The organism is Amycolatopsis sp. NPDC051061 (assembly GCF_040682935.1).
Classification (GTDB): Bacteria; Actinomycetota; Actinomycetes; order Mycobacteriales; family Pseudonocardiaceae; genus Amycolatopsis.
On sequence record NZ_JBFBBZ010000029.1, the window covers coordinates 87408 to 109261 of the forward strand.

Below are 21854 nucleotides of genomic sequence, written 5' to 3' on the forward strand. Positions count from 1 at the left end.
TCAAGTGGCACCGAGCCGCAACGTGCCGGCAGTGTCGTTCAAGGTCCTCACGATTTCGCGGGGCGTGCCCGGCGTCAGGACAATCCGGGCGTCTCCCGTGACGTACGTCAGCACTCGCCCCTGGTCGGCGATGTCGATCGCGCTTATCGGCGAACTCCGCACCCGATCCCGGTCGTCGACTCGGATCGCGGTGTAGAGCTGGTGCACGGCGTCCCGAGGCCGCGACAGCACAGTGTCGAGATGGTCGAGGTCCCGCCTGTCGACCGGCCCGTCGAGCGGGCCTCTTCGCGCGCTCTCGGGATCGTCGTAGAAGCTTTGCGCCACGGTCACGGCACGAACGGGTGCGCCGTCGACTTGCGGCAAAGCTTCCACCAACGAGGTAGCCGGCCATTTCACCGGGATCGGTTGCAGAACAACGGTGTCCCGGTCCGCCCATGCGCGGATGGCCGAGTCGCCCCGCACCGCGACAAGTAATCCGCCATGCGACTCGTCGCGAAAGTTCGACCACCCGTAGAACTCGATGTCCGCCTCGGCGATGACTCGAAGGGTGTCACGCCACAACGGATTCACCCGCCCGCCGCGAGCCAAGCCGTGTTCCGACAACCAGCCGAAGGTCGAACCCGCCAACTGTCGACGTGCGGTGTCGTCCATCCAGAAGTGTTTACCAGTACCGAAAACCGCCGGAACCTCACCCAGGTCGAGCATGTCCCAGGCGGTCAGAAACGCCAGCCGCGGCACGATCACTTCTGCGTCGATCACGCTCACCGAACGACTCATGCGCCGATGGTCGGCGGCACGGGCGGTAAACCCGTTACCGGGTCCAGCTCTTCGCGGTCGTCTTCGGTGAACAAGGTGTCGTCGTCCCGGACGTACTTGCGGTGGTGTTCGCGGTCTTCCTCGGCCTTTCCGCGACCGCCGTGGGCCAGGCCGCCGGGCGAACCGTTCAGCTTGCCACCGGTCCGCCCGGCACCAGCCGAACCACCTCGAACGGGCTCTTCGACCAGGCCACCGCGCACTCCGGACCGGCGACCATCACCGGGGACGCCGCCCGAACCGGGGCCACTGCCGCCAGGCCCTCCGGGATAACCGGATCCTCCCACCGGATACGGCGCCGGACTCGTTGTGTTCGGGACGCCCGATCCGGGTAACGGGCCGGGCGGCAGGTTCGCGATCGAACCGAGGCTCGGCGGAGTGACAGCGGGCGGGACGTAGCCCGCTGTCGTCGTGTCATCGCCGGACACCTCGCGTGAAGGCAACCCGCCGGTGTCGTGACCGCCGGGAACCGTGATCGGAGGTGCCACCGACGAGACCGCCGGCGGCGGCACCGTGGACGGCGGCGAAGTGACCTGCTGATGCTGGTGGGGCTGCTCGCTGGGATGCCCGGTCTTGCCGTGCACGCTCGGCGGGGTCGCCGGTTCTTTCGTGAGCGTGATGTCGCCGCCGTCGAACATGCCCAGCTCGCCGTAGTCGCTCTGCAGTGCGCTGCCGTGCTGCTCAGTCGACGCTGCGTAGGTCCTGTACAGTTCGAGGTTGCGCTGCGCGTCGGCGTTGTACTTGTTCACCGCGTCTTCGGTGTCGGTGTCCCACGGAGCCGCCCGGTCCCAGAACCCCGCCTCCGGCGGCGTCGACGGCAACGGGACCATGTTGTTCCTGGTGTAGTCGTAGCTCTCCGCCACCGACGACACGTTGCCCGCGTTCACATCCAGGGTCGCGCTGGTCGAATCCAGCACGCGCCCGACCTTGGTCACGTGCGCGTTCGCCGCGTCCGCGGACTGCCCGGTCCACGCCGACTCGAACACCCGAGACACGTCCATCACCCGGTCTGAGAGGGCACGAGTCCGGCCCGCCAGCGACTTCGCCGTGGCGGCACCGTCGTGCCACTGCCGGCTGGAGCCGGCCAAGATCTTCGGTGTCTCCTGCTCGATCGGCTGAACCCCCACGACTCCGCCGTTCGGGGAAATCAGGTTCCGGGTCCAGTCCATTGCCGCGTGCACCCCACGCCCGATCTCGCTCTCCACCGCGTGAACGGCGTGACCCACCGCGTTCCGGGCGTCATCCCACAGGCTCACGACGCTACGACCCCGCCTTCTGCTTGAGCGTGGTCACCACAGCGGACACGACCTTTTTCGTCGTCTCGCACGGGTCGGCCTTGTCGATCTTGCTCAGGCTGAGATAGCCGCCGACGTCGATCAACGCGTCGTCGGCCAGACCGACGAAGATCTGACAGTGATCGTGCTCGGACACGTGCGTTACCGCGGGCAAGCCGTCGATGGTCGACTCCTGCCACACCTTCGACTGCGGCTTGGAGTTCTGATAGGCGCCACTGAGTCCCTGGTGGGTAGTCGTATCGAAGGCGACGCTGATCTTCGCGGCCGAGGTCGTATCGGTGTTCGTCCACGAGCAGAACGGACCGAGACCGCCAATGGTGTCGGGCTTCGTCCGCACCGGCGAGCCGAGAGCCGCTTTGACCTGATCCGGGGTCAGAGCGTCCGCGCAGGGATCACCGGACAGCACCGAGGGGGGAAGCGGATCGGAGACCTTCGGCGCACCGGCATACGGCAACGCAGAGGAAGCCTCCGACGAGATGCTTTCCGAACCGGACGCGCTTCCGGCCGGACCGGGGGTGCCTCCGCCGGTGCACGCCGTCAGCGCCAAAGCCGTGAACCCCGCGATAGCCGCACCGAATGAGCGAGGCCCCATCACATGTACCCCCCGTCCTCGGGTGCCGCTTGGTCGACGGCCTCCTTGTTGTCCTGCTCGGTCGCCTGAACTTTACCGAGAGCTTTATTGAGCTTGTCCTGCAACGTGGTGAGGTAGTCGATCAACGCCCGCATCTGATTGCTTGCCGCGTCAAACGCCGCGGCAGCGGTATCCCATGGCGACGCGGCGACGATGAACGACGCGGACCGATCCGTGAGCTTTTTGTTGTACCCGGTACTCACGCTGTCCTCAGCCGGCGGCTTCAAGATCGTCAAGGTATCCGTTTGCGACCGGATGTCCCGCAGTTCGCCGAGTACGCTGTTCACCTCGGTGAGCATCGCGTCTGCCTGCTGACGATCCAGGGTGAACCCCGCGCGCCCACCCGCGGCCCGGCTCGTCGCCTCCTGCACACCCAGCTTGTTCGCTTCCTGGCGGTAGTGCAGCTCCGCCGCGGCGTACGTGCCCAGCCCGCTCGGATCAGTCACCGTCTCCCGGCCCCCTCTATTCAGACGCGGATATCACCGTAGCGGATCGTTTACGCGCAGTTGAGCGTTACGGACCAGTAGGCCATACATCGCGCGACCGGGTGAATTCTGCGGAAATCGCTCGACAGGAGGATTACGTGCGCCTCAAGATCAGCGTTTCCATTCATCCTTTTTCGGCAGCGCGTCACGCCGGAAAGGCCCGTTCGTGCGTCCGCGCAGACTCGCTAGGGCTTCGTCCACGCCGTGCGGCGGTGCAGCTGGAACCCGGCCCGCCCCAGGTTGGCCGCGCTCGGGGACTGCGGGCGGGCCGTCGCCACCGCCAACGTGCAGCCCTCCGCCGCCGCCACCTCGAGGCGGCGGCGCAGCAGCTCCGGCTGGGCTCCACGGCCACGGTGCGCAGGCAACGTCGAAGCCGCTCCGAGCACCGCGACGTCGTCGTGGATCGTCATGCCCGCGGCCGCGATCGGCGTCTCGCCCTCGCGCGCCAGGAACCGGCGCATGATCGGGAGCCGGTGTTCCGCGGCCATGAACGCGGCGACCGCCCCGTGCACCTCGAACCCGGCCAGCAAGACCCGCACGAAGGTGTCTTCGTCGACCTGGCCCGGAAGCGTCGCAGAAGCAGGCGAGAGCCTCTTGACGGCCAAGACGCGCTCGCCCGCCGGCACCAAGCCCGGCACCGGCAGCCCGGCCGGCGCCACCACCGTCGGCGTGACGCCGGCCCAACCGGGCGAGTGCGCGAAGCCGGCGACGCCGGGCAGCGTCTCCCGCGTCACTCCGGTCACCGTCGACAGGTACCCCAGCGCGGGATCGGTCGCCAGCACCGCCAGCAACCCCGCCTCGCCCCACGTCCGGAAGCGACCGGGCACCCCCGCGGCCGACGCGGCCTCGCACGCCATCGCCGTCCGGCGGTGCAGGGCCGGCTCCGCCCGGCGCACGTCGGACGTCAATAGCTGCGCGGAGTCCACACCACCCCGTCCTCCGCGCGAGTCTTCGACGAACCGACGATCAGCAGGCACCGCATGTCCACTGTGGACGGATCGAGGTCACCCAGCGTCGTGACGCGGATGTCCTCCTCCGGGCCGCCGACGTCCCGCGCCACCACGACCGGGGTCTCCGGAGCGCGGTGCCGCAGCAGCACGTCCCGAGCGGACGCCAGCTGCGTCGTCCGGGAGCGCGACGCCGGGTTGTACAGCGCCAGCACCAGATCCGCCGCGCCCGCCGCGTCGAGGCGCTTCTCGATGATCTCCCACGGCTTCAACCGATCCGACAACGACAGCACGCAGTAGTCGTGCCCCAGCGGCGCGCCGACGCGGGACGCGGCCGCCTGCGCCGCCGTCACCCCCGGGACGATCCGCACCCGGACGCCCGCGCCGTGGCCGGAAGACACCTGCTCCAGCACCGCCGACGCCATCGCGAACACCCCCGGGTCACCCGAGGAAACCACGGCGACCCGCGCGCCCGACACGGCCAGCGACAACGCCTCGCGAGCCCGGTCGGCCTCCACGCGGTTGCCCGACGCGTGCCGCTGCTGCCCCGCCTTCTGCGGCACCCGCGCGACATAAGGCCCGTACCCGACGATGTGCTCGGCCGCCGAAAGCTCCGCCGCGGCCTCGGGCGTCAGCCACTCCGGCCCCGCCGGGCCGAGACCGACGACGACCACTTCGCCACCCGCGGCCGGCGAAGGAGATTCAGCAGGAGCAGGCGAAACCCGGGACGCGTAAGCCGGCGAAGGCAGCAGTGCCAGCGAGAAGTACGGCACGGAAGCGGGATCCACCTCAGCCAGGGGCTCGATCCGCTGCTGTCCCCAGGTCGCGCGCTCAACGAAAATGGCGTCGTCGAGCTTCCCGGCCTCTTCGAAGGCCTCGCGCACCGAGCCGAACGTGCGGCCCAGCTTCAGCACGGCCGCCGCGTCCGTGTCCGCCAGCCGCCGCGCCAGTTCGGGCGCCGGGAGCGTGCCCGGGAGCACGGTCAAGACCTCGTCGCGCTGCACCAGCGGCCGGCCGAGCACCGACGACGCCGCGCTCACCGACGTCACGCCGGGCACGACGACCGCGTCGAACCGCCCGGAAAGCCGTTCGTGCATGTACATGTACGAGCCGTAGAAGAACGGGTCGCCTTCGCAGAGCAGGACGACGTCGCGCCCCGCGTCGAGGTGCTCGGCGAGCCGCTTCGCGCTCAGCTCGTAGAAGTCCGCGATCGCGCCCTCGTACCCGCCGGGGTGGTCGGTCGTCTCGGTCGTGACCGGGTAGACGAGCTTCTCCTCGATCTGCCCGTCGCGCAGGTACGGCTCCGCAACCGACCGCGCGATGCTCCGCCCGTGCCGCGCGCAGTGGTAGGCGATCACCGACGCCTCGGAGATCAGCCGCGCCGCCTTGACCGTCATCAGTTCCGGATCGCCGGGGCCGAGCCCGACGCCGTAGAGCGTCCCGGTCATTCTTCGGCGCTCGCGAGGGCGTTGATCGCGGCGACGGCCATCGCGCTGCCGCCACGACGGCCGTGCACCACCAGGTAGGGCGCCGGGGCCCGCTTGGCGAGCTCCACTTTGGACTCCACCGCGCCGACGAACCCGACCGGCACGCCGATGATCGCGGCGGGCGCGCCGACGCCTTCGCCGAGGATCTCCAGCAGGCGGAACAACGCGGTCGGCGCGTTGCCGATCGCCACGACCGAACCGGGCAGCTTCTCGCGCCACAGTTCCAGGGCCGCCGCCGAGCGCGTCGTGCCCATCCGCTCGGCGAGCGACGGGACCCGGGGGTCCGAGAGCGTGCAGACGACTTCGTTGTCCGCGGGCAGGCGACGCCGGGTGACGCCGCTGGCGATCATCCGCGCGTCGCACAGGATCGGCGCGCCCGCTTCGAGGGCGGCGCGGCCGGATTCGACGACGTCGAGCGTGTAGCGCAGGTCGTCGACCAGATCGACCATGCCGCAGGCGTGGATCATCCGGACCGCCAGGCCCGCCACGTCGTCGGGCAGGATCGCCAGGTCCGCCTCCTCGCGGATCGTGGCGAACGAGTGCCGGTAGATCTCGGCACCGTCCCGCAGGTAGTCGATCACAGCTTCCCTTTCAGCTCGTCGAGCGGCACCCACCGGCCGTCGATGCGATAGCCGCCCGCTTCGGCGACGACGTCCACATGGGACTGCGACGGCTTCCCGCACCGCCGCTCACAGCCCGAGAAGTGTGCGCGCAGCCCCGGCCGGAAGACGGCGTCGGCGCGGACGTCGGCGCGCGACTTCGCGCAGCCGGGCCGGCCGATGCACGCGCTCGTGCCGAGCGGCACGCCACCGAAGCCCAGCCGCTCGAAGACGTCGGCGGGCGCGTCCGGCAGGACCAGCGACTTCCACGGCGTGACCAGCGCGGGGCCGAACTCCGCCAGCGCCCGGGCCTGAGCGGCGCTCAGCTGCCCGAAGCGCGGCACCACTCCCGCCGCGAGACCGCCGTCGTCACGCTCGATCAACCCCACCGGGACTTCGACGCCGGCGCGGGGAACCGGCGTCCCGCGCCAGGCCGGGTCGTCGAGTTCGGCGACGCGCCAGGCGGACCCGCGCACGCGGAGGAACTCCAGCGCGACTTCGACCAAGACCGGGACGGCATCGACGCGAGCCACGCGACGGCCGGTGTCGCCGCCCGCGAGCAGCAGGGTTCCGACATCCGGAGCAAGAGCACGCCAGCAGACGTCGGCGCCCTCTCCGGCGACGTCGCCGCGTCCGTCGTCGAAGGCGAAGAGGAACCGTCCCGGCAGTTCGGCGAGCTCCGGGGTCGCACAGAGAACGGCGTCGAGCGAAGCGGCCAGGCCCCGGACGTCGGCGAGCCCGCCACGCACTCCGCTCGACGGCGACGCGAGGACGTTGCGCACTCGTTCGTGCGACGGCGAAGGCAGCAGGCCGGCGTCGGTCAGCCGCGCCGCGAGGCCGGGCCGGGCGACGCCGCGCAGCTGGACGTTGCCGCGCGAGGTGAGGTGGAGGTCGCCGTCGCCGCACTCTTCGGCGCAGGCGGCCAGCGCGCGCAGCTGCGCCGCGGAAATCGTGCCGCCGGGCAGGCGCACGCGGGCCAACGGGCCGTCGGCGGCGTCGTGGGGAGCGAAAACACCCGGGCACGCGTCGGCTCGCGCACGTGCTGGGGTCGGCATGGGGTCACTGTAGCTGGCGGTTTTCCGGCTCCGGCGGGTCCGATCGGGGACGGATTCGCGCGACTCCCCGGTCCAGGTCCACGTCACGCCGGGGTGGCGCGCCTTCGGCGTCCTGCTCGACGAGCATCGACATCGTTTCCCGGTGTTCCAGCTCACGCCGCTTGGTGCCGTAGAGGAACGCGGTCGTCTCCTCGATGTACGTCGCGGACAGGCGCGCCTTGAAGCGCGAGCCGTTCTTGCGCGGCCGCAGCTCGATCGCGGCCATGACCAGCAAGATCACGACGCCGCCCGGCAGAGCCAGCCCCAGCCAAGTACCCATGCCCGGCGAACCGGATGACCGCGGGTCAAGTTCCCGGTTCGGCGAAGTTTCTCGAACCGGCTCCACCCGGCAGCGCCGCCGAGCCGTTGTGAACGACTCGTTCACCTCGTCAGACGACATGAACGACTCGTTCATGTCGTCGCCGACCGGGCACTCCCCCGATTCCGCCACAGCAGGAGTCTGATCAAATGTAGTAGGTGTGCTACATTCGATCGCACCAGTTCGATGGGGGTTCGACGATGAGAGATCCAGCGGTTCCCGTGGTCCGCGTGCGCGGGCTGCGGATGCGTTACGGCACGAACGACGTGCTCCACGGCGTCGAGTTCGAGGCCCACCGGGGCGAGGTCGTGTGCCTGCTCGGGCCGAACGGCGCGGGCAAGACGACGACGATCGAGATCCTCGAAGGCTTCCGGATGCGTTCGGCCGGCGAGGTCGACGTCCTGGGGGCCGACCCGGCGCACGGTGGTGAGGACTGGCGGGCGCGGCTGGGGGTCGTGCTCCAGTCCTGGCGCGACCACGGGAAGTGGCGCGTCCGGGAGCTGCTCGCGCACCTCGGCCGGTACTACGCGCCCTACTCGACCCAGGCGCACCCGCGGCCGTGGGACGCCGACGAGCTGATCGCGGCCGTCGGGCTCACCGAGCACGCGCAGAAGAAGCTGAAGAACCTTTCCGGCGGCCAGCGGCGGCGCCTCGACGTCGCGATCGGCATCGTCGGGCGGCCCGAGCTGCTGTTCCTCGACGAGCCGACCGCGGGCTTCGACCCGGAGGCGCGGCGGGAGTTCCACGATCTGGTGCACCGGCTCTCCGACGAGCTCGACACCACGATCCTCCTCACCACGCACGACCTCGACGAGGCCGAGAAGCTGGCCGACCGGATCCTCATCCTCAACGGCGGGCGCATCATCGCCGACGGCTCGGCCGACGCGCTGTCCCGGCAGATCGCCGGCGAGGCCGAGGTCCGCTGGACCCTCGACGGCCAGCGCTTCGTCCACTCGACGACCGAAGCGACGAAGTACGTGTACGACCTGTTCAAGCAGCACGGCGAAGGCGTCTCGGACCTCGAGGTGCGACGGGCGTCGCTGGAGGACACCTACATGACGCTGGTCCACCGCGCCGAAGCCGGCGGCGAAACCGAGATCGGCCTCCAGGAAGCGGGTGCGCGATGAACGCCAGGACGGCCGCCTTGCGGGCCGGGATGGAGCGTGGCTGGATCGAGTTCAAGCAGACGTGGACGAACCGCGACGACGTGTTCGGCCAGTTCGTCTTCGTCGCGCTCTTCCTCGGCACGCTGTTCTTCATGCGGAACGCGACCCTGCCCGGCACCGGGTTCTCGCTCGGCGCGGCCACCGTGCCCGGCGTGCTCGGCGCCGGGATCGTGTTCAACGGGCTGAACAGCACGGCGGGCTACCTCGCCGTCGACCGCGAGGACGGCACGCTGCTGCGCGCCAAGGCGACGCCGAACGGCATGCTCGGCTACCTGGTCGGGAAGACGGTGGCGGTGGCGATGGCGCAGGTCACCGGGATCCTGCTGGTGCTGATCCCGTGCCTGTTCGTGTTCGACGCACTCGCCCCGGACGGCGTCTGGTCGTACCTGCACCTGCTGTGGGTGCTGGCGCTCGGGCTGGTCGCGACCCTGCCGCTCGGGGCGGCGCTGGGGTCGCTCACCAGCAGCCCGCGCTCCATCGCGCTGATCACGCTGCCGATCATGGGCCTGGGCGCGATCTCGGGGATCTTCTACCCGGTCACCGCGCTGCCGGTGTGGGTGCAGGACATCGCGCAGGTGTTCCCGATGTACTGGCTGGGTATCGGAATGCGCTCGGCGCTGCTGCCCGACAGCGCGGTGGTCGTCGAGATCGGGCAGTCGTGGCGGCCGCTGCCGACCCTCGCGGTGCTGCTCGCGTGGTCCGTGATCGGATTGGCCCTGGCGCCGGTGCTGCTCCGCCGCATGGCGCGGCGGGAAGCGGGTTCGTCGCTGGCGGAGCGCCGGGAGAAGGCCATGCAGCGTGTGGGGTGAGTCATGAGCGAGGTCGTCTACAACCGGATCGCGATGCTGCGCGCGGAACGGTCGATCTCGCGGCGCCAGCTGGCGGAGGCGCTGGGCGTGCACTACCAGACGATCGGCTACCTGGAGCGCGGCGAGTACAGCCCGAGCTTGTTCGTGGCACTGCGGATCGCGGAGTTCTTCGAGGTCCCGCTGGAGGTCTTGTTCTCGACCAAGCCGTTCCCGCGGCTGGGAGAGCAGTCCGCCTAGGGCTTGGTGAGGTCGGCCTCGGCGAGCGCCCGGACGACGTCGTCGCGGCGCGTCTCCCGGACCGTCCGGTTCAGCTCGACGTGCAGGAACGGCGTGCCGCCGGCGGCCTGGCTCTGGACGTTCGTCGTCCCGGCCAGGCCCCGGCACGGCTCGGCCCAGGCCCGCCGGACCCGGAACCCGGCCTCGGCGAGCCGGTCGGCCGCGCGGCGGGCGGCGTCACCGGCCTCGGCGGCCCCGCCCGAGAGGACGACGTCGGCCGCGGGCAGGGTTCGGTCCTTGAAGCCGTGCAGCTGGACCTGCGGCAGGCCGCGCCGGGCGAGCAGCGTGGTGACGGCGTGGAAGACGGTCCCGGTGTCGTGCGCGGGGTCTTCGCGGCGGCGGTGGGCACCGCCGACCGCGAGGATCGCGCCCGGGGTTCGCCGGAAGAGCCCGAGGCCGAGCAGTTCGGTGCGCAGGTCGGAGGAAGCGTGCGGCACCTCGACCACCAGCGACGGCGGCGCCGAGCGGTCGACGGCGTACAGGCCCCAGGCGCGCGCGGAGCCCGGCTCCTGCACGACGAAGCCGTCTTCGACGGAAAACCCCAGCTCAGCGAGGCGGTGGGGGGCACCGTCGAGCAGCGCGGCGAACCCCGTCTCCGCGGTCGCCAGCTCGGCCGCGGTCGGGGTGCGGTAGGACTGCCGGGTCGACTGTGCGGCGGTGAAGGCGCGAAGGAGGGAATCCAAGCGGTCAGGCGAGCTTCCGCCCGAGGGCGCGCCACTGCTCAGAGGTGAAGGTCAGGGTGCCACCGGGCCGGTCTTTGGTGTCCCGGACCAGCACCTCGGTGGGCGAGGAGGCCACCTCGACGCAGTCGCCGTTGCCACCCGAATAGCTGCTGGTCCGCCAGGTCAGCTCATCCATGCTGGTCCTCTCCGAGGTCGAACTGCTCGAGAGCAACTCTACTGATCAGCTCCCTGGATTGTCCCTCGCTGAGCGCAGTTCCAGCCAGGCTCCCGATGATTCGCCGGTAGGCCCTGATTTCCTCGTCCTCCTCCAGGAAGGCGGCCGTGGTCTCGCTTTCCAGGTAGACCACCGGCTTGATCTCGGCGAACTCCATGAAGATGAACGAACCGACGATTCCCGCGTGTGCCCCGACCGACGTGGGAACCACGCGAAGCGAGATCCGCGGCCGCACTGACATCCGCAGCAGGTGATGCAGCTGGTCGGACATCACCTCCGCACCACCGACCGGCAGTCGCAGCACGAACTCGTGCACGAAGTAGGTGAAACCGGCCGGCCGGTTGAAGATCGCCGACCGGGCCACCCGAGCCGCTACCCGCTCGTCCACCTCCTCGGCGGGCACGTTCACGATGCGGCTGATCACCGCCCGGGCGTAGTCGGCGGTCTGCAAGGCCCCGGGCAGCAGATTCCCGGCGAAAGCGGAGATCGCGGTGGCCTTGTCCTCGTGGTCGAGCAGCGTGCGCAGCTGAAGCGGCAGGTGCGAACCGTGCTGCTGGTACCACCCCGGCCGGTTCGCCTCCCGGCACAACGCCAGCAACCGCCGCTGCTCGGCACCCCGCACCTTGCAGATCCCCAGCAAGAGCGCGACCTGCGTCTCGCGGATGGCCCGCCGCCCGTTGAGCATCTTGGACACGTCCGGCGGCGTCCACCCCAGCTGGTCCGCCACCTCCTTGCCACTGAGCCCGGCCGCCGCCAGCACCCGGCGCAGCCCCTCACCCAGCTCGCGGCTCTTCACGGTGGTCACGTACTCCATGCCGTCCACGCTAAAACCCGCAGGTCAGGACGTCGGCCAGCAACACGGCCGCGCCACCGGAACGGGCCATCGATTGCCCCCGGCGCAACCCGGCCAACGTCACCTTGACGCCGTCTCCCGCGCACCGGAGAGTGAGGGCGATACCCACGCGTCGGCAGGTGGAGGAACCCGGTGAGAGTCCGGGGCGGTCCCGCCACTGTCACCGGAGACGTCGTCTCCGGGAAGCCAGGAACTCCGGCCGGCGCGACCGTCGACCCGGGGCGCGGACCCCGAGGAGGAACCTCGTGATCCTGCTTCTGTCCACTTCGGACACAGACCTGCTCAGCGCCCGTTCGGCCGAGGGCGAGTACCGCCTGGCGAACCCCGCGCGGATCGACGTCGCCGAGCTGCCGGGTCTGCTCGACGGTGTGCGCATCGTGGTCGTGCGCATCCTCGGCACCCCGCGGACCTGGCAGGAAGGCCTCGACACGCTGCGGGCGTCGGGCGCGCACGTCGTCGTCCTGGGCGGGGAGCAGACGCCGGACGCCGAGCTGATGAAGCTCTCGACCGTGCCGGCCGGCATCGCCGCCGAGGCCCACGCCTACCTCGCGCAGGGCGGCCCGGCGAACCTCACCCAGCTGCACCGGTTCCTCTCCGACACGCTCCTGCTCACCGGCGACGGCTTCGAGCCGCCCGCGCAACAACCCGCGTGGGGCATCTTGGAGCGGTCTTCGCCGGCCACGGGCCCGGTCATCGGGATCCTGTACTACCGGGCGCATCACCTGTCCGGGAACACGAACTTCGTCCACACGCTCGCCGACGAGATCGAAGCCGCGGGCGGGCGCGCGTTGCCGATCTACTGTGCTTCGCTGCGTACGCGCGAGCCGGAGATGATGGCCGAGCTGGGCAAGGTCGACGCGCTGCTCGTCACGGTGCTCGCGGCGGGCGGCACGCGGCCGGCCGAGGCAGGCGCCGGGGGCGACGACGAGGCGTGGGACGTCGCCGAGATGGCCGCGCTCGACGTCCCGATCCTGCAGGCGCTCTGCCTGACCAGCGACCACGAGACGTGGGCGGCCAGCGACGACGGGCTTTCGCCGCTCGACGCCGGGAACCAGATGGCCGTCCCGGAGTTCGACGGGCGGCTGATCACGGTGCCGTTCTCGTTCAAGGAGCTGGACGCCGACGGCCTCCCCCGGTACGTGCCGGACGCCGAACGCGCGTCCCGCGTCGCTCGCATCGCGCTGGCGCACGCTCGCCTGCGGCACACGCCTCCCGCTTCTCGGCGGATCGCGCTGATGTTATCCGCGTACCCGACGAAGCACTCTCGCGTCGGCAACGCGGTCGGGCTGGACACGCCGGCGTCGGCGATCGAGCTGCTGCGGCGGATGCGCGAACAGGGTTACGACCTGGGCGCGGACGCGTTCCCGGGCGTCGACCCGACCGGCACCGACCAGCCCGACGGCGATGTGCTGATCCACGCGCTGATCGCCGCCGGCGGCCAGGACCCGGAGTGGCTGACCGAGGAACAGCTTTCCGGGAACCCGATCCGGGTGCCCGCGGCGCAGTACCGTTCGTGGTTCGACGCGTTGCCGGACGAGTTGCGCGCGGGCGTCGAGGAGCACTGGGGTCCGGCGCCGGGCGAGCTGTACGTCGACAACGGCGACATCGTGCTGGCGTCGCTGCAAAGCGGCAACGTCATCATCATGATCCAGCCGCCGCGCGGGTTCGGCGAGAACCCCGTCGCGATCTACCACAACCCGGACCTGCCGCCGAGCCACCACTACCTGGCCGCGTACCGGTGGCTGGAGGAGGAGTTCGGGGCACACGCCGTCGTCCACCTGGGCAAGCACGGGTCCCTCGAATGGCTGCCGGGCAAGACGGCCGGGCTTTCGGCGTCGTGCGCGCCGGACGCCGTGCTGGGGAACCTGCCGCTGGTGTACCCGTTCCTGATCAACGACCCGGGCGAGGGCGCGCAGGCGAAGCGGCGGGCGCACGCGACGATCGTCGACCACCTGATCCCGCCGATGGCGCGCGCGGAGTCCTACGGCGACATGGCGCGGCTCGAGCAGCTCATGGACGAGCACGCGAACATCGCGGCGATGGACCCGGCGAAGCTGCCGGCGATCCGCGCCCAGATCTGGACGCTGATCCAGGCGGCGAAGCTGGACCACGACCTCGGCATCGACGAGCGTCCGCACGACGCGGAGTTCGACGACTTCCTGCTGCACATCGACGGCTGGCTGTGCGAGGTCAAGGACGCCCAGATCCGCGACGGGCTGCACATCCTCGGCGCAGCGCCGGTCGGCGAGGCGCGCGTCAACCTCGTGCTGGCGATGCTGCGGGCGTCCCAGATGTGGGGTGGTCGCGAAGGTGCGGTACCGGGGCTGCGGTCGGCGTTGGGACTGAAGGAAGACGCGCCGATGTCCGATGTGGACGCCGTCGAGAAGACGGCGCGGGAGCTCGTCCAGACGATGGAGATGCGCGGCTGGGACGCCACGGCGGTCGAGTCGGTGGCGCCGGACTCCGCGGTCGCCCGCGTTCTTTCGTTCGCGGCCACCGAGATCGTCCCGCGGCTCGCGGGGACGTCCGGCGAACTCGACGCCGTGCTGCACGCGCTGGACGGCGGGTACATCCCGGCGGGGCCGAGCGGGTCGCCGTTGCGCGGGCTGGTGAACGTACTCCCGACCGGACGCAACTTCTACACGGTCGATCCGAAGGCGATTCCGAGCCGGCTGGCTTGGGAAACGGGACAGGCGCTGGCGGATTCTCTTTTGAAGCGCTATCGCGAGGACAACGGCGACTGGCCGCGCTCGGTCGGGCTGTCGGTGTGGGGGACGTCAGCGATGCGGACGTCCGGCGACGACGCGGCGGAAGTCTTGGCGCTGCTGGGAGTCCAGCCGGTGTGGGACGAGGCTTCCCGGCGGGTCATGGGCATCGAAGCGATCTCGCTGGCCGAACTGGGCCGGCCTCGGATCGACGTCACGATCCGGATCAGCGGCTTCTTCCGGGACGCCTTCCCGCACGTGATCGCCTTGATGGACGACGCGGTGCGGCTGGTGGCCGCTCTGGACGAACCGTTGTCGGAGAACTTCGTCCGGGCGCACGTTTCTTCCGACCTGGCTGCTCACGGCGATTCCCGCCGGGCGACGACGCGGATCTTCGGCTCGAAGCCGGGCGCGTACGGCGCGGGCCTCCTGCCGTTGATGGACAGCGGGAACTGGCGCGACGACAAGGACCTGGCGGAGGTGTACGCGGTCTGGGGCGGGTTCGCGTACGGCCGCGACCTGGACGGCCGCCCGGCGCGCGAGGACATGGAGAACTCGTACAAGCGCATCGTGGTGGCGGCGAAGAACACGGACACGCGCGAGCACGACATCGCGGATTCGGACGACTACTTCCAGTACCACGGCGGGATGATCGCCACCGTCCGCGCGTTGACGGGCACGGCCCCGGCGTCCTATGTGGGCGACAGCACGTCACCTGATTCGGTCCGGACAAGGACTTTGGGCGAGGAGACGGCTCGGGTGTTCCGGGCCCGGGTGGTGAACCCCCGCTGGCTGGCGGCGATGCGGCGGCACGGGTACAAGGGCGCGTTCGAGCTGGCGGCCACAGTGGACTACTTGTTCGGCTTCGACGCCACGGCCGGCGTGGTCGGCGACTGGATGTACGAGAAGCTGACCGAGTCGTACGTGCTGGACGAGGTGAACCAGCAGTTCTTGCGGCAGGCCAATCCGTGGGCGTTGCGGGGGATCGTGGAGCGGTTGAACGAGGCCGCGGACCGTGGGCTGTGGGAGGAGCCGGACCCCTCGCTGCTCGAGAAGATGCGTGAGGTCTACCTGTCACTGGAGGGTGACCTCGAGGCGGAGTAACTCGGAAACGCCCGGGAAACGCGGGCCGGAGTTGGGTGGCGGGCATGATCACCGCCGCTCCCCCGAAGACGCGCTCCTGGGCGCTTCCGCTCATCTGCCTCGGCGCCGCCGTGCTCTACCTCTGGAAGATCGGCGACGGCCAGCTCGGCAACACCTACTACTCGGCCGCCGTCAAGTCGATGACCGGCGGCTTCACCAACTTCCTCTTCGGCTCCTTCGACCCCTACGGCGTCGTCACGGTCGACAAACCGCCGATGGCCCTGTGGCCGCAGGCGATCTCCGTCCTGATCTTCGGCTACCACGGCTGGGCGCTGCTGCTGCCCCAGGTCCTCGAAGGCGTCGCCGCGGTCTTCCTGCTCCACCGCACCGTCCGGCGGTGGGCCGGTGAGAACGTCGCCCTGCTGGCCGCGACAATCCTCGCGCTGACGCCCGTCACCGTGATCATCAACCGCGACAACAACCCGGACACACTGCTCGTCCTGTTCCTGGTCGCCGCCGCGTACGCGCTCACCCGCGCGCTCGAAGACGGCTGGAAATGGCTGTGGTGGTGCGCTTTCTTCGTCGGCTGCGGATTCCTGACGAAGATGCTGCAGGCGTGGATCATCGTCCCGGCCCTGGTGGCCGCCTACCTCGCCGGGACGACCGGGCCGCTCAAGCGCCGGCTGCTGGATATTCTCGGCGCCGGCGCGGTCCTGGTCGTCTCGTCGTTCTGGTGGATCGCGCTCCACGACTGGTGGCCCGGCGCCAAGCCGTACACGGGCGGCAGCGAAGACGGCTCCGCGTGGGACCTCGTCTTCGGCTACAACGGCTTCGGCCGCCTCTCGGGCAACGGCGAGGGCGGCGGCATGATGATCATGCGCAACGGGCAGCAGACGATGTCGTCGTTCGGCGGCGACCCCGGGCCGGGCCGGATGTTCAACGACCTCGTGGGCGGCCAGATCTCGTGGCTGCTGCCGCTCGCGTTGCTCGTCCTGATCGTCATCGGACGCCGCTGGCGCGACGCCGGCTGGCTGCTGTGGGGCGGCTGGCTGCTCGTGACGACCGCGGTCTTCAGCTTCGCCGGCGGCATCTGGCACCCGTACTACACGACGGCGATGGCGCCCGCCGTCGCCGCGGTCTCCGCCGCCGGGCTCGCGCTGCTGTGGCGGCAGCACCGGCGGACCCTGCTCCCCGCGGTCATCGCGGTGAGCTCGGTGTGGGCGTTCGTCTTGACGTCGCGCGACACGACGTTCTACGGCTGGACGCGCTGGGCGGTGCTCGGGACGGCCGTGGCCGCGCTCGCCTGGCTGGTGGTGGCGCCTCGTCGACGCGCACTCGTCGCAGCGCTGGTGCCGCTGCTGCTCACGCCCGCCGTGTGGTCGCTCGACGCCGCGCAGAGCACGTCGGCCGGGACGCTGCCCGCCGCGGGACCGGCGAGCGGTCCCGGTGCGCCGCCGCCACCGTTGTCAGCCGGTGGACCCCAGCCCCGGCTGGTGCTCTCCGGCGGGGACGGCACCACCACGCTGTCGGACGAGCAACGGCGCATCCTCGACTACGCCCGCCGGAACGGCACCGAGATCACGCTGGCGGTGAACGCCGAAGCGGGTGCGGTCGCGCCGTTCCTCATCGACTCGGACGCGACCGTGATCGGCATGGGCGGCTTCGGCGGCCGTGACGACGCGCCGTCGGTCACGCAGCTCGACCGCTGGCTCGCCGAGGGCAAGCTCCGGTTCGTGCTGAGCGGCGCGGGGACCCGGCCCGGGCCGGCGCGGAGTCCGGCGCAGGATGAACGTCAACGCTGGATCGAGGGGCACTGCACGGTCGTTGATCCCGGCGCGTACGGCGGCTCCGGGCCGATGCGGGCCGACACGCTCTACCGGTGCCGCTAACGGCGAGGAAACACCGCCGCGGCGATCATGGCGGCATGCGGGTCCTGGTGGTGGAGGACGAGCCGATGCTCGCGGACGCGATCGCGGAGTGGCTGCGCGACGAGTCGCACGCGGTCGACATCGCCCACGACGGCGGCGCCGCGCTCGACCGGATCGCCGTCCACGACTACGACGTCGTCGTGCTCGACCGGGACCTGCCGGTCGTGCACGGCGACGACGTCTGCCGGCGGGTGGTCGCCTCCGAGGCGGCGACCCGGGTGCTGATGCTCACCGCGGCCGTCGAAGTCATCGACCGCGTCGACGGGTTGTCCCTCGGCGCCGACGACTACCTGACGAAGCCGTTCGCCTTCCCCGAACTGGCCGCGCGCATCCAGTCGCTGGGGCGCCGCTGCCGCCCGGCCGCGCCGCCGATCCTGCGGCGTTCCGGCGTCACGCTCGATCCGGCGCGGCACGAGGTGTTCCGTGACGGGCGGTACCTCCCGCTGTCCAAAAAGGAGTTCGCCGTGCTGGTCGAGCTGCTGCGCGCGGACGGCGCCGCCGTGTCCGCGGAGCACCTGCTGGAGAAGGTGTGGGACGAGCACGCGGACCCGTTCACCTGCGCGGTCCGGCTCACGATCCTCAAGCTGCGCCGCAAGCTCGGTGACCCGCCCCTGGTGGAGACGGTCACCGGGGTCGGCTACCGGCTCCGATGAGCCTCCGGCTGCGGCTGACCGTGCTGTACGGCGGCCTGTTCCTGCTGGCGGGCGGGGCGTTGCTGGGCGTCACGTACCTGCTGTTCACGCGGCAGGTCGGGCGGCGGGTCACGTTCGTCGCGGGCACCGCGCCGGTCGGCCTCCCCCTGCTGCCTTCGCCGGAGTCCCTCGACGAGCAGGCGCGGCAGGTGCGCGAAGCGGCGGCGACGTCGCTGCTGACCCAGGGGGCGATCGCGCTCGGCGCGGTGGCAGTGCTGGCGGCGGGTCTGGGCTGGCTGGTGGCGGCCCGCGCGCTGGCGCCGTTGCGCCAGGTGACGGACACGGCGCGCCGCATCGCGGCGGCGGCCGACCCGGGCGGCCACGTGCGGATCGCGTTGCGCGGGCCGGACGACGAGGTGAAGAACCTCGCCGACGCGTTCGACGTGATGGTCGAGCGGCTCGACCGCTCGTTCGACGCGCAACGCCGCTTCGTCGCGAACGCGTCGCACGAGCTGCGCACGCCGCTGACGTTGAACCGTTCGCTGGTCGAGGTGGCGATGCACCGCCGCACGGCCTCCGACGACGTCCGGCAGCTCGGCGGCAAGCTGCTGCGGATCAACGCGAGGCACGAGCGGCTGATCAGCGGGTTGCTGCTGCTGGCCCGCTCGGAGAGCGCGCTGACCGAGCGCGGCCCGGTGGACCTGGCGGCGGTGGTGGCGCACGTGGCGCCGCCGGGAGTGCTTCAGGATCTCGGCGAAGCGACGGCCCTGGGCGACGCGCTGATGCTGGAGAGGTTGGCGCACAACCTGGTGGAGAACGGCATCCGCCACAACGTCGAGGGTGGTTGGGTGCGGGTGACGACCCGGATGTTGCCGTCGGGCTGGGCGGAGCTGGCGGTGGCCAACAGCGGCCCGGTGATCCCGCCGTCGGAGGTGCCGGCGCTGTTCGACCCATTTCATCGGCGGGCTCGGGTGGCGGCGGAGGGGGCGGGGCTGGGGTTGTCGATCGTCCGCTCGGTGGCGCACGCGCATGGTGGTGAGGTGGTCGCGACGGCTCGGCCGGAGGGTGGGCTGGCGGTGGTCGTGTCGCTGCCGGGGGCTTGAGGTTCGCTGAGGCGCATCCTCGCCGCCGGCTGCTCGCTTGCCCGATTCTCCGCCGAGTCGGACCCTCGCCGCCGGCTGCTGGCTTGCCCGATTCTCCGCCGCCTTTTGCCCGTCCGAGCCGTCGAACCCCTTTCGGCGCGCGCGGATCCAGCCGCCGCCGTACTCTCCTGCGCTCGGCGCCGTTTTGCTCCGGCCCGGGTCACCCGCACGGCGCCATTGCCGGACAAATATCGGACACTGCGGCGCTTTTCGCCCGCCGATCGCCCCTACCCGACGTTCGCGTCTTGACTTGGTCAATGGTCTAGTCCAATAGTTTGTCCACCCTCGATCCCCACCGGGAGGACAGATCATGCGCAGAAGCAGACTGGCCGCCATCGGGCTCGCCGCCGCCACCTTCATCGGTACAGCTGTGAGTCTCGTGATCGGCGCACCCTCCGCGACAGCGGCGCTCGGCAACAACTGGTACGCCGCCGCGCCGTATCTGATGCCCGTGAGCAACAACCCGCCGGACCCGATCACCGTCATGAACGCGACCGGGCTCAAGGCCTTCCAGCTCGCGTTCATCCTGGCGCCCAACGGCGGCGGCTGCAGCCCGACCTGGGACGGCACCTCGGCCGTCTCGTCCGACACCACCGTCGCGAACGTGATCTCGCGGATCCGCGGCGCGGGCGGCGACGTCTCGGTGTCCGTCGGCGGCTACGGCGGCACGAAGCTCGGCCAGACCTGCGGGAACGTCGCCGCGACCGCCGCCGCGTACCAGCAGGTCATCAGCAAGTACTCGCTCAAGGCGATCGACTTCGACCTCGAAGAGCCGGAGTACGAAAACACCGCCGCCATCGCGAACGAGCTCGGCGCGGCGAAGACGTTGCAGGCCAACAACCCCGGCCTGTTCGTGTCGGTGACCATGCCGGGCACCGCGGCCGGCACCGGCTGGTTCGGCACGCAGCTGCTCGACCAGGCGAAGTCGATCGGCTTCACGCCCAACAACTTCTCGATCATGCCGTTCGACGGCGGCTTCAACGGCGGCTCGTCGCAGGTGTCCGCGCTGGAAGGCCTGCACGGCCTGCTGATGTCGCACATGGGCTGGGACAGCGCGACCGCGTACTCGCACGAGGGCTTCTCCGGCATGAACGGCAAGTCGGACGCCTCCGAGATGTTCTACACGGCCGACTTCCAGACGGTCTACGACTACGCGACCGGCCACGGCCTCGGCCGCTTCACGTTCTGGTCGGTCAACCGCGACCGCGCGTGCGTCGGGACGACCGACAACGGCGTCTGCAGCAACGTCCCGCAGAACGACTGGGACTTCACGAAGTTCAGCGTCCGGTTCGCCGGCGCGACCCCGCCGCAGACGACGCCGACCCAGCCGACCACGACCCCGACCACCCCGGGCGGCGGTTCCTGCACCGCGGCGGAGTGGGACCGGGCGAAGGTCTACGTCAAGGACAACGTCGTTTCGCACAACAGCCACAAGTTCACGGCCAAGTGGTGGACGCAGGGCGAGGAGCCCGGCACCACCGGCGAATGGGGCGTGTGGCAGGACAATGGCGCCTGCTAGACGAGCTGTCCGTGAAGGCCACCTTGAGGAACTCTGAGTTCCTGAAGGTGGCGTTCACGGCTTCGGTCAGAACTCGAGGTGGGTGTTCTCGCGCTGGACCTCCGGGGTCAGCGCGGGCACCTCGACGACGTGCCGGCCGGCTTCCCGCAGCAGCTCGGTGCCCCGGGCGTCGACGAAGACGGGCGGCTCGCGCCACGCGAAAACGACCCGCGGGATCCCGGCGTCGAGGATGAGCTGCGTGCAGCTGCGCGGGTGGGAGCTGCGGTTGCTGCACGGCTCCAGGGAGCTGTACATCGTCGCGCCGGCCAGGCGCGGGTCGCCGGCGCACTTGGCGAGCGCGGCTTCCTCGGCGTGGTTCAGGGGGTCGCCCTCGCCGGAATGCCCGGTCGCGACGACCTCGCCGTCGGCGTCGGCGATGACGGCCCCGACCCGGAAGGTGTGGCTCGGCGGGCACTCGGCGGCGAGCGCGATGGCTTCCCGCAGGCGCCGGACGTCCCGGCCGGTCGGCTCGGCCGCGGCCCGGTAGCGGAGGATCGCCATTCCCTGGAGTTTTTCCGCGCTGACGAGTGTCAGCGGACGCGGGTAAAGGCCGGGCCCGACGAACCGCGGCGCGTCCGGCTGCCCGACGAAGAACGGCGCGATCGCGAGCCGCAGCTCGTCGGCGAGGCCTTCGGTGAGGAACCGGGTGTGGATCCCGCCGCCGCCCTCGACCAGCAGGTTCCCGATGCCGCGCGCCCCGAGGTCGTCGAGGACGCGCGAGAAGTCGGACGGATCCCCGGCGTCGACGACGGTGGCGACGTGCTTCAGCGTGTCGGCGGCCCCGGGCGGCGCGTAGACGATCTTTTCGGTGTCCCCGACGGTGAAGAACTGCGCGTCCGGGTCCAGGCCGCGGGTGGTCACGGTGACCTTGAGGGGTTGTTCGGGTTTCCCCTGCTCGAGCCGCCATTTCCGCAGTTCCGGCGAGCGAACGAGCAGCCGCGGGTTGTCGGCCCGGACGGTCCCGGCCCCGACGAAGATGGCGTCGGCCTCGGCCCGCAACCGGTCCACGACGGCGAAATCGTCCACAGTGGACAGTACGAGCCGCTCGGGCGAGGTGTCGTCGAGGAAGCCGTCGAGCGACTGCGCGGCGGACAGCAGGACGTGCGGCCGGGTGATCACCCGCCCCAGTATGCCG

General features: G+C 70.8%; 21 protein-coding genes and 1 riboswitch. Of the genes, 8 read left to right on the forward strand and 13 right to left on the reverse strand.

Annotation, left to right across the window (positions count from 1 at the left end):
- The 9 genes from AB0N03_RS33250 to AB0N03_RS33290 form a co-directional block, all read right to left on the reverse strand.
- Positions 1–777, reverse strand: coding sequence for an ESX secretion-associated protein EspG (locus AB0N03_RS33250; protein WP_364379966.1), 777 nt, complete (start codon positions 775–777; stop codon positions 1–3).
- The gene (locus tag AB0N03_RS33255; protein ID WP_364379969.1) at positions 774–1982 is read right to left on the reverse strand and encodes a hypothetical protein; all 1209 of its coding nucleotides are present in this window, start codon (positions 1980–1982) and stop codon (positions 774–776) included. Before AB0N03_RS33255 ends, AB0N03_RS33250 begins: the two co-directional genes overlap by 4 nt.
- A gap of 91 nt (positions 1983–2073) precedes the next feature.
- Positions 2074–2655, reverse strand: a complete 582-nt coding sequence (locus tag AB0N03_RS33260; RefSeq protein ID WP_364379972.1) for a DUF3558 domain-containing protein — start codon at positions 2653–2655, stop codon at positions 2074–2076.
- Between the two features lie 44 nt (positions 2656–2699).
- Complete coding sequence (locus AB0N03_RS33265) at positions 2700–3185, reverse strand: hypothetical protein (RefSeq protein ID WP_364379975.1); 486 nt, start codon at positions 3183–3185, stop codon at positions 2700–2702.
- Between the two features lie 224 nt (positions 3186–3409).
- A complete protein-coding gene (locus AB0N03_RS33270; RefSeq protein ID WP_364379978.1) occupies positions 3410–4150 on the reverse strand; it encodes a GNAT family N-acetyltransferase in 741 nt (246 codons plus the stop codon).
- Positions 4129–5619 (reverse strand): precorrin-2 C(20)-methyltransferase, encoded by a 1491-nt coding sequence (locus AB0N03_RS33275; protein ID WP_364379981.1) that lies wholly within the window; start codon positions 5617–5619, stop codon positions 4129–4131. The genes AB0N03_RS33270 and AB0N03_RS33275 overlap by 22 nt, the downstream gene beginning before the upstream one ends.
- Positions 5616–6239 carry a precorrin-8X methylmutase gene (locus AB0N03_RS33280; protein ID WP_364379984.1) on the reverse strand — a complete coding sequence of 208 codons (624 nt, stop codon included), beginning with the start codon at positions 6237–6239 and terminating at the stop codon, positions 5616–5618. The genes AB0N03_RS33275 and AB0N03_RS33280 overlap by 4 nt, the downstream gene beginning before the upstream one ends.
- Complete coding sequence (locus AB0N03_RS33285) at positions 6236–7312, reverse strand: precorrin-3B synthase (RefSeq protein ID WP_364379987.1); 1077 nt, start codon at positions 7310–7312, stop codon at positions 6236–6238. The genes AB0N03_RS33280 and AB0N03_RS33285 overlap by 4 nt, the downstream gene beginning before the upstream one ends.
- 4 nt (positions 7313–7316) lie before the next feature.
- Positions 7317–7631, reverse strand: coding sequence for a DUF6191 domain-containing protein (locus AB0N03_RS33290; protein WP_364379990.1), 315 nt, complete (start codon positions 7629–7631; stop codon positions 7317–7319).
- Positions 7632–7870: 239 nt separating this feature from the next.
- On the opposite strand from AB0N03_RS33290, the gene AB0N03_RS33295 reads away from it, so the two are divergent.
- The 3 genes from AB0N03_RS33295 to AB0N03_RS33305 are packed head-to-tail and all read left to right on the forward strand — an operon-like array spanning position 7871 to position 9882.
- Positions 7871–8797, forward strand: coding sequence for an ABC transporter ATP-binding protein (locus AB0N03_RS33295; RefSeq protein ID WP_364379993.1), 927 nt, complete (start codon positions 7871–7873; stop codon positions 8795–8797).
- Positions 8794–9645 (forward strand): ABC transporter permease, encoded by an 852-nt coding sequence (locus tag AB0N03_RS33300; RefSeq protein ID WP_364379996.1) that lies wholly within the window; start codon positions 8794–8796, stop codon positions 9643–9645. The genes AB0N03_RS33295 and AB0N03_RS33300 overlap by 4 nt, the downstream gene beginning before the upstream one ends.
- Positions 9646–9648: 3 nt before the next feature.
- Entirely contained in the window at positions 9649–9882 is a 234-nt protein-coding gene (locus AB0N03_RS33305) for a helix-turn-helix transcriptional regulator (protein ID WP_155541712.1), read from the forward strand.
- Here the strand turns inward: AB0N03_RS33305 and AB0N03_RS33310 are convergent.
- Genes AB0N03_RS33310 through AB0N03_RS33320 form a run of 3 tightly spaced genes read right to left on the reverse strand, consistent with a single transcriptional unit; the run spans position 9879 to position 11632 of the window.
- A complete protein-coding gene (locus AB0N03_RS33310; RefSeq protein WP_364379999.1) occupies positions 9879–10604 on the reverse strand; it encodes a hypothetical protein in 726 nt (241 codons plus the stop codon). The two genes, AB0N03_RS33305 and AB0N03_RS33310, sit on opposite strands and share 4 nt — an antisense overlap.
- 4 nt (positions 10605–10608) lie before the next feature.
- Positions 10609–10779, reverse strand: coding sequence for a DUF397 domain-containing protein (locus tag AB0N03_RS33315; RefSeq protein WP_364380002.1), 171 nt, complete (start codon positions 10777–10779; stop codon positions 10609–10611).
- Entirely contained in the window at positions 10772–11632 is an 861-nt protein-coding gene (locus tag AB0N03_RS33320; RefSeq protein WP_364380004.1) for a helix-turn-helix transcriptional regulator, read from the reverse strand. Before AB0N03_RS33320 ends, AB0N03_RS33315 begins: the two co-directional genes overlap by 8 nt.
- Positions 11633–11793: 161 nt before the next feature.
- A riboswitch (cobalamin riboswitch) is annotated at positions 11794–11867 on the forward strand.
- A 49-nt stretch (positions 11868–11916) separates the two neighbouring features.
- Here AB0N03_RS33320 and cobN point away from each other — a divergent pair.
- From cobN to AB0N03_RS33345, 5 genes are all read left to right on the forward strand, one after another.
- Entirely contained in the window at positions 11917–15480 is a 3564-nt protein-coding gene (cobN, locus tag AB0N03_RS33325; RefSeq protein ID WP_364380007.1) for a cobaltochelatase subunit CobN, read from the forward strand.
- Positions 15481–15524: 44 nt separating this feature from the next.
- Complete coding sequence (locus AB0N03_RS33330) at positions 15525–17348, forward strand: glycosyltransferase family 39 protein (RefSeq protein WP_364380010.1); 1824 nt, start codon at positions 15525–15527, stop codon at positions 17346–17348.
- A 35-nt stretch (positions 17349–17383) separates the two neighbouring features.
- The gene (locus tag AB0N03_RS33335; protein ID WP_364380013.1) at positions 17384–18040 is read left to right on the forward strand and encodes a response regulator transcription factor; all 657 of its coding nucleotides are present in this window, start codon (positions 17384–17386) and stop codon (positions 18038–18040) included.
- Positions 18037–19122 carry an ATP-binding protein gene (locus AB0N03_RS33340; protein WP_364380016.1) on the forward strand — a complete coding sequence of 362 codons (1086 nt, stop codon included), beginning with the start codon at positions 18037–18039 and terminating at the stop codon, positions 19120–19122. The genes AB0N03_RS33335 and AB0N03_RS33340 overlap by 4 nt, the downstream gene beginning before the upstream one ends.
- A gap of 349 nt (positions 19123–19471) precedes the next feature.
- On the forward strand, positions 19472–20680 hold the full coding sequence (locus tag AB0N03_RS33345) for a chitinase (protein ID WP_364380019.1): 1209 nt from the start codon (positions 19472–19474) through the stop codon (positions 20678–20680).
- Between the two features lie 66 nt (positions 20681–20746).
- Here the strand turns inward: AB0N03_RS33345 and AB0N03_RS33350 are convergent, their stop codons facing one another.
- Positions 20747–21838, reverse strand: a complete 1092-nt coding sequence (locus tag AB0N03_RS33350; RefSeq protein ID WP_364380022.1) for a dihydrofolate reductase family protein — start codon at positions 21836–21838, stop codon at positions 20747–20749.
- Positions 21839–21854: the final 16 nt, after the last annotated feature.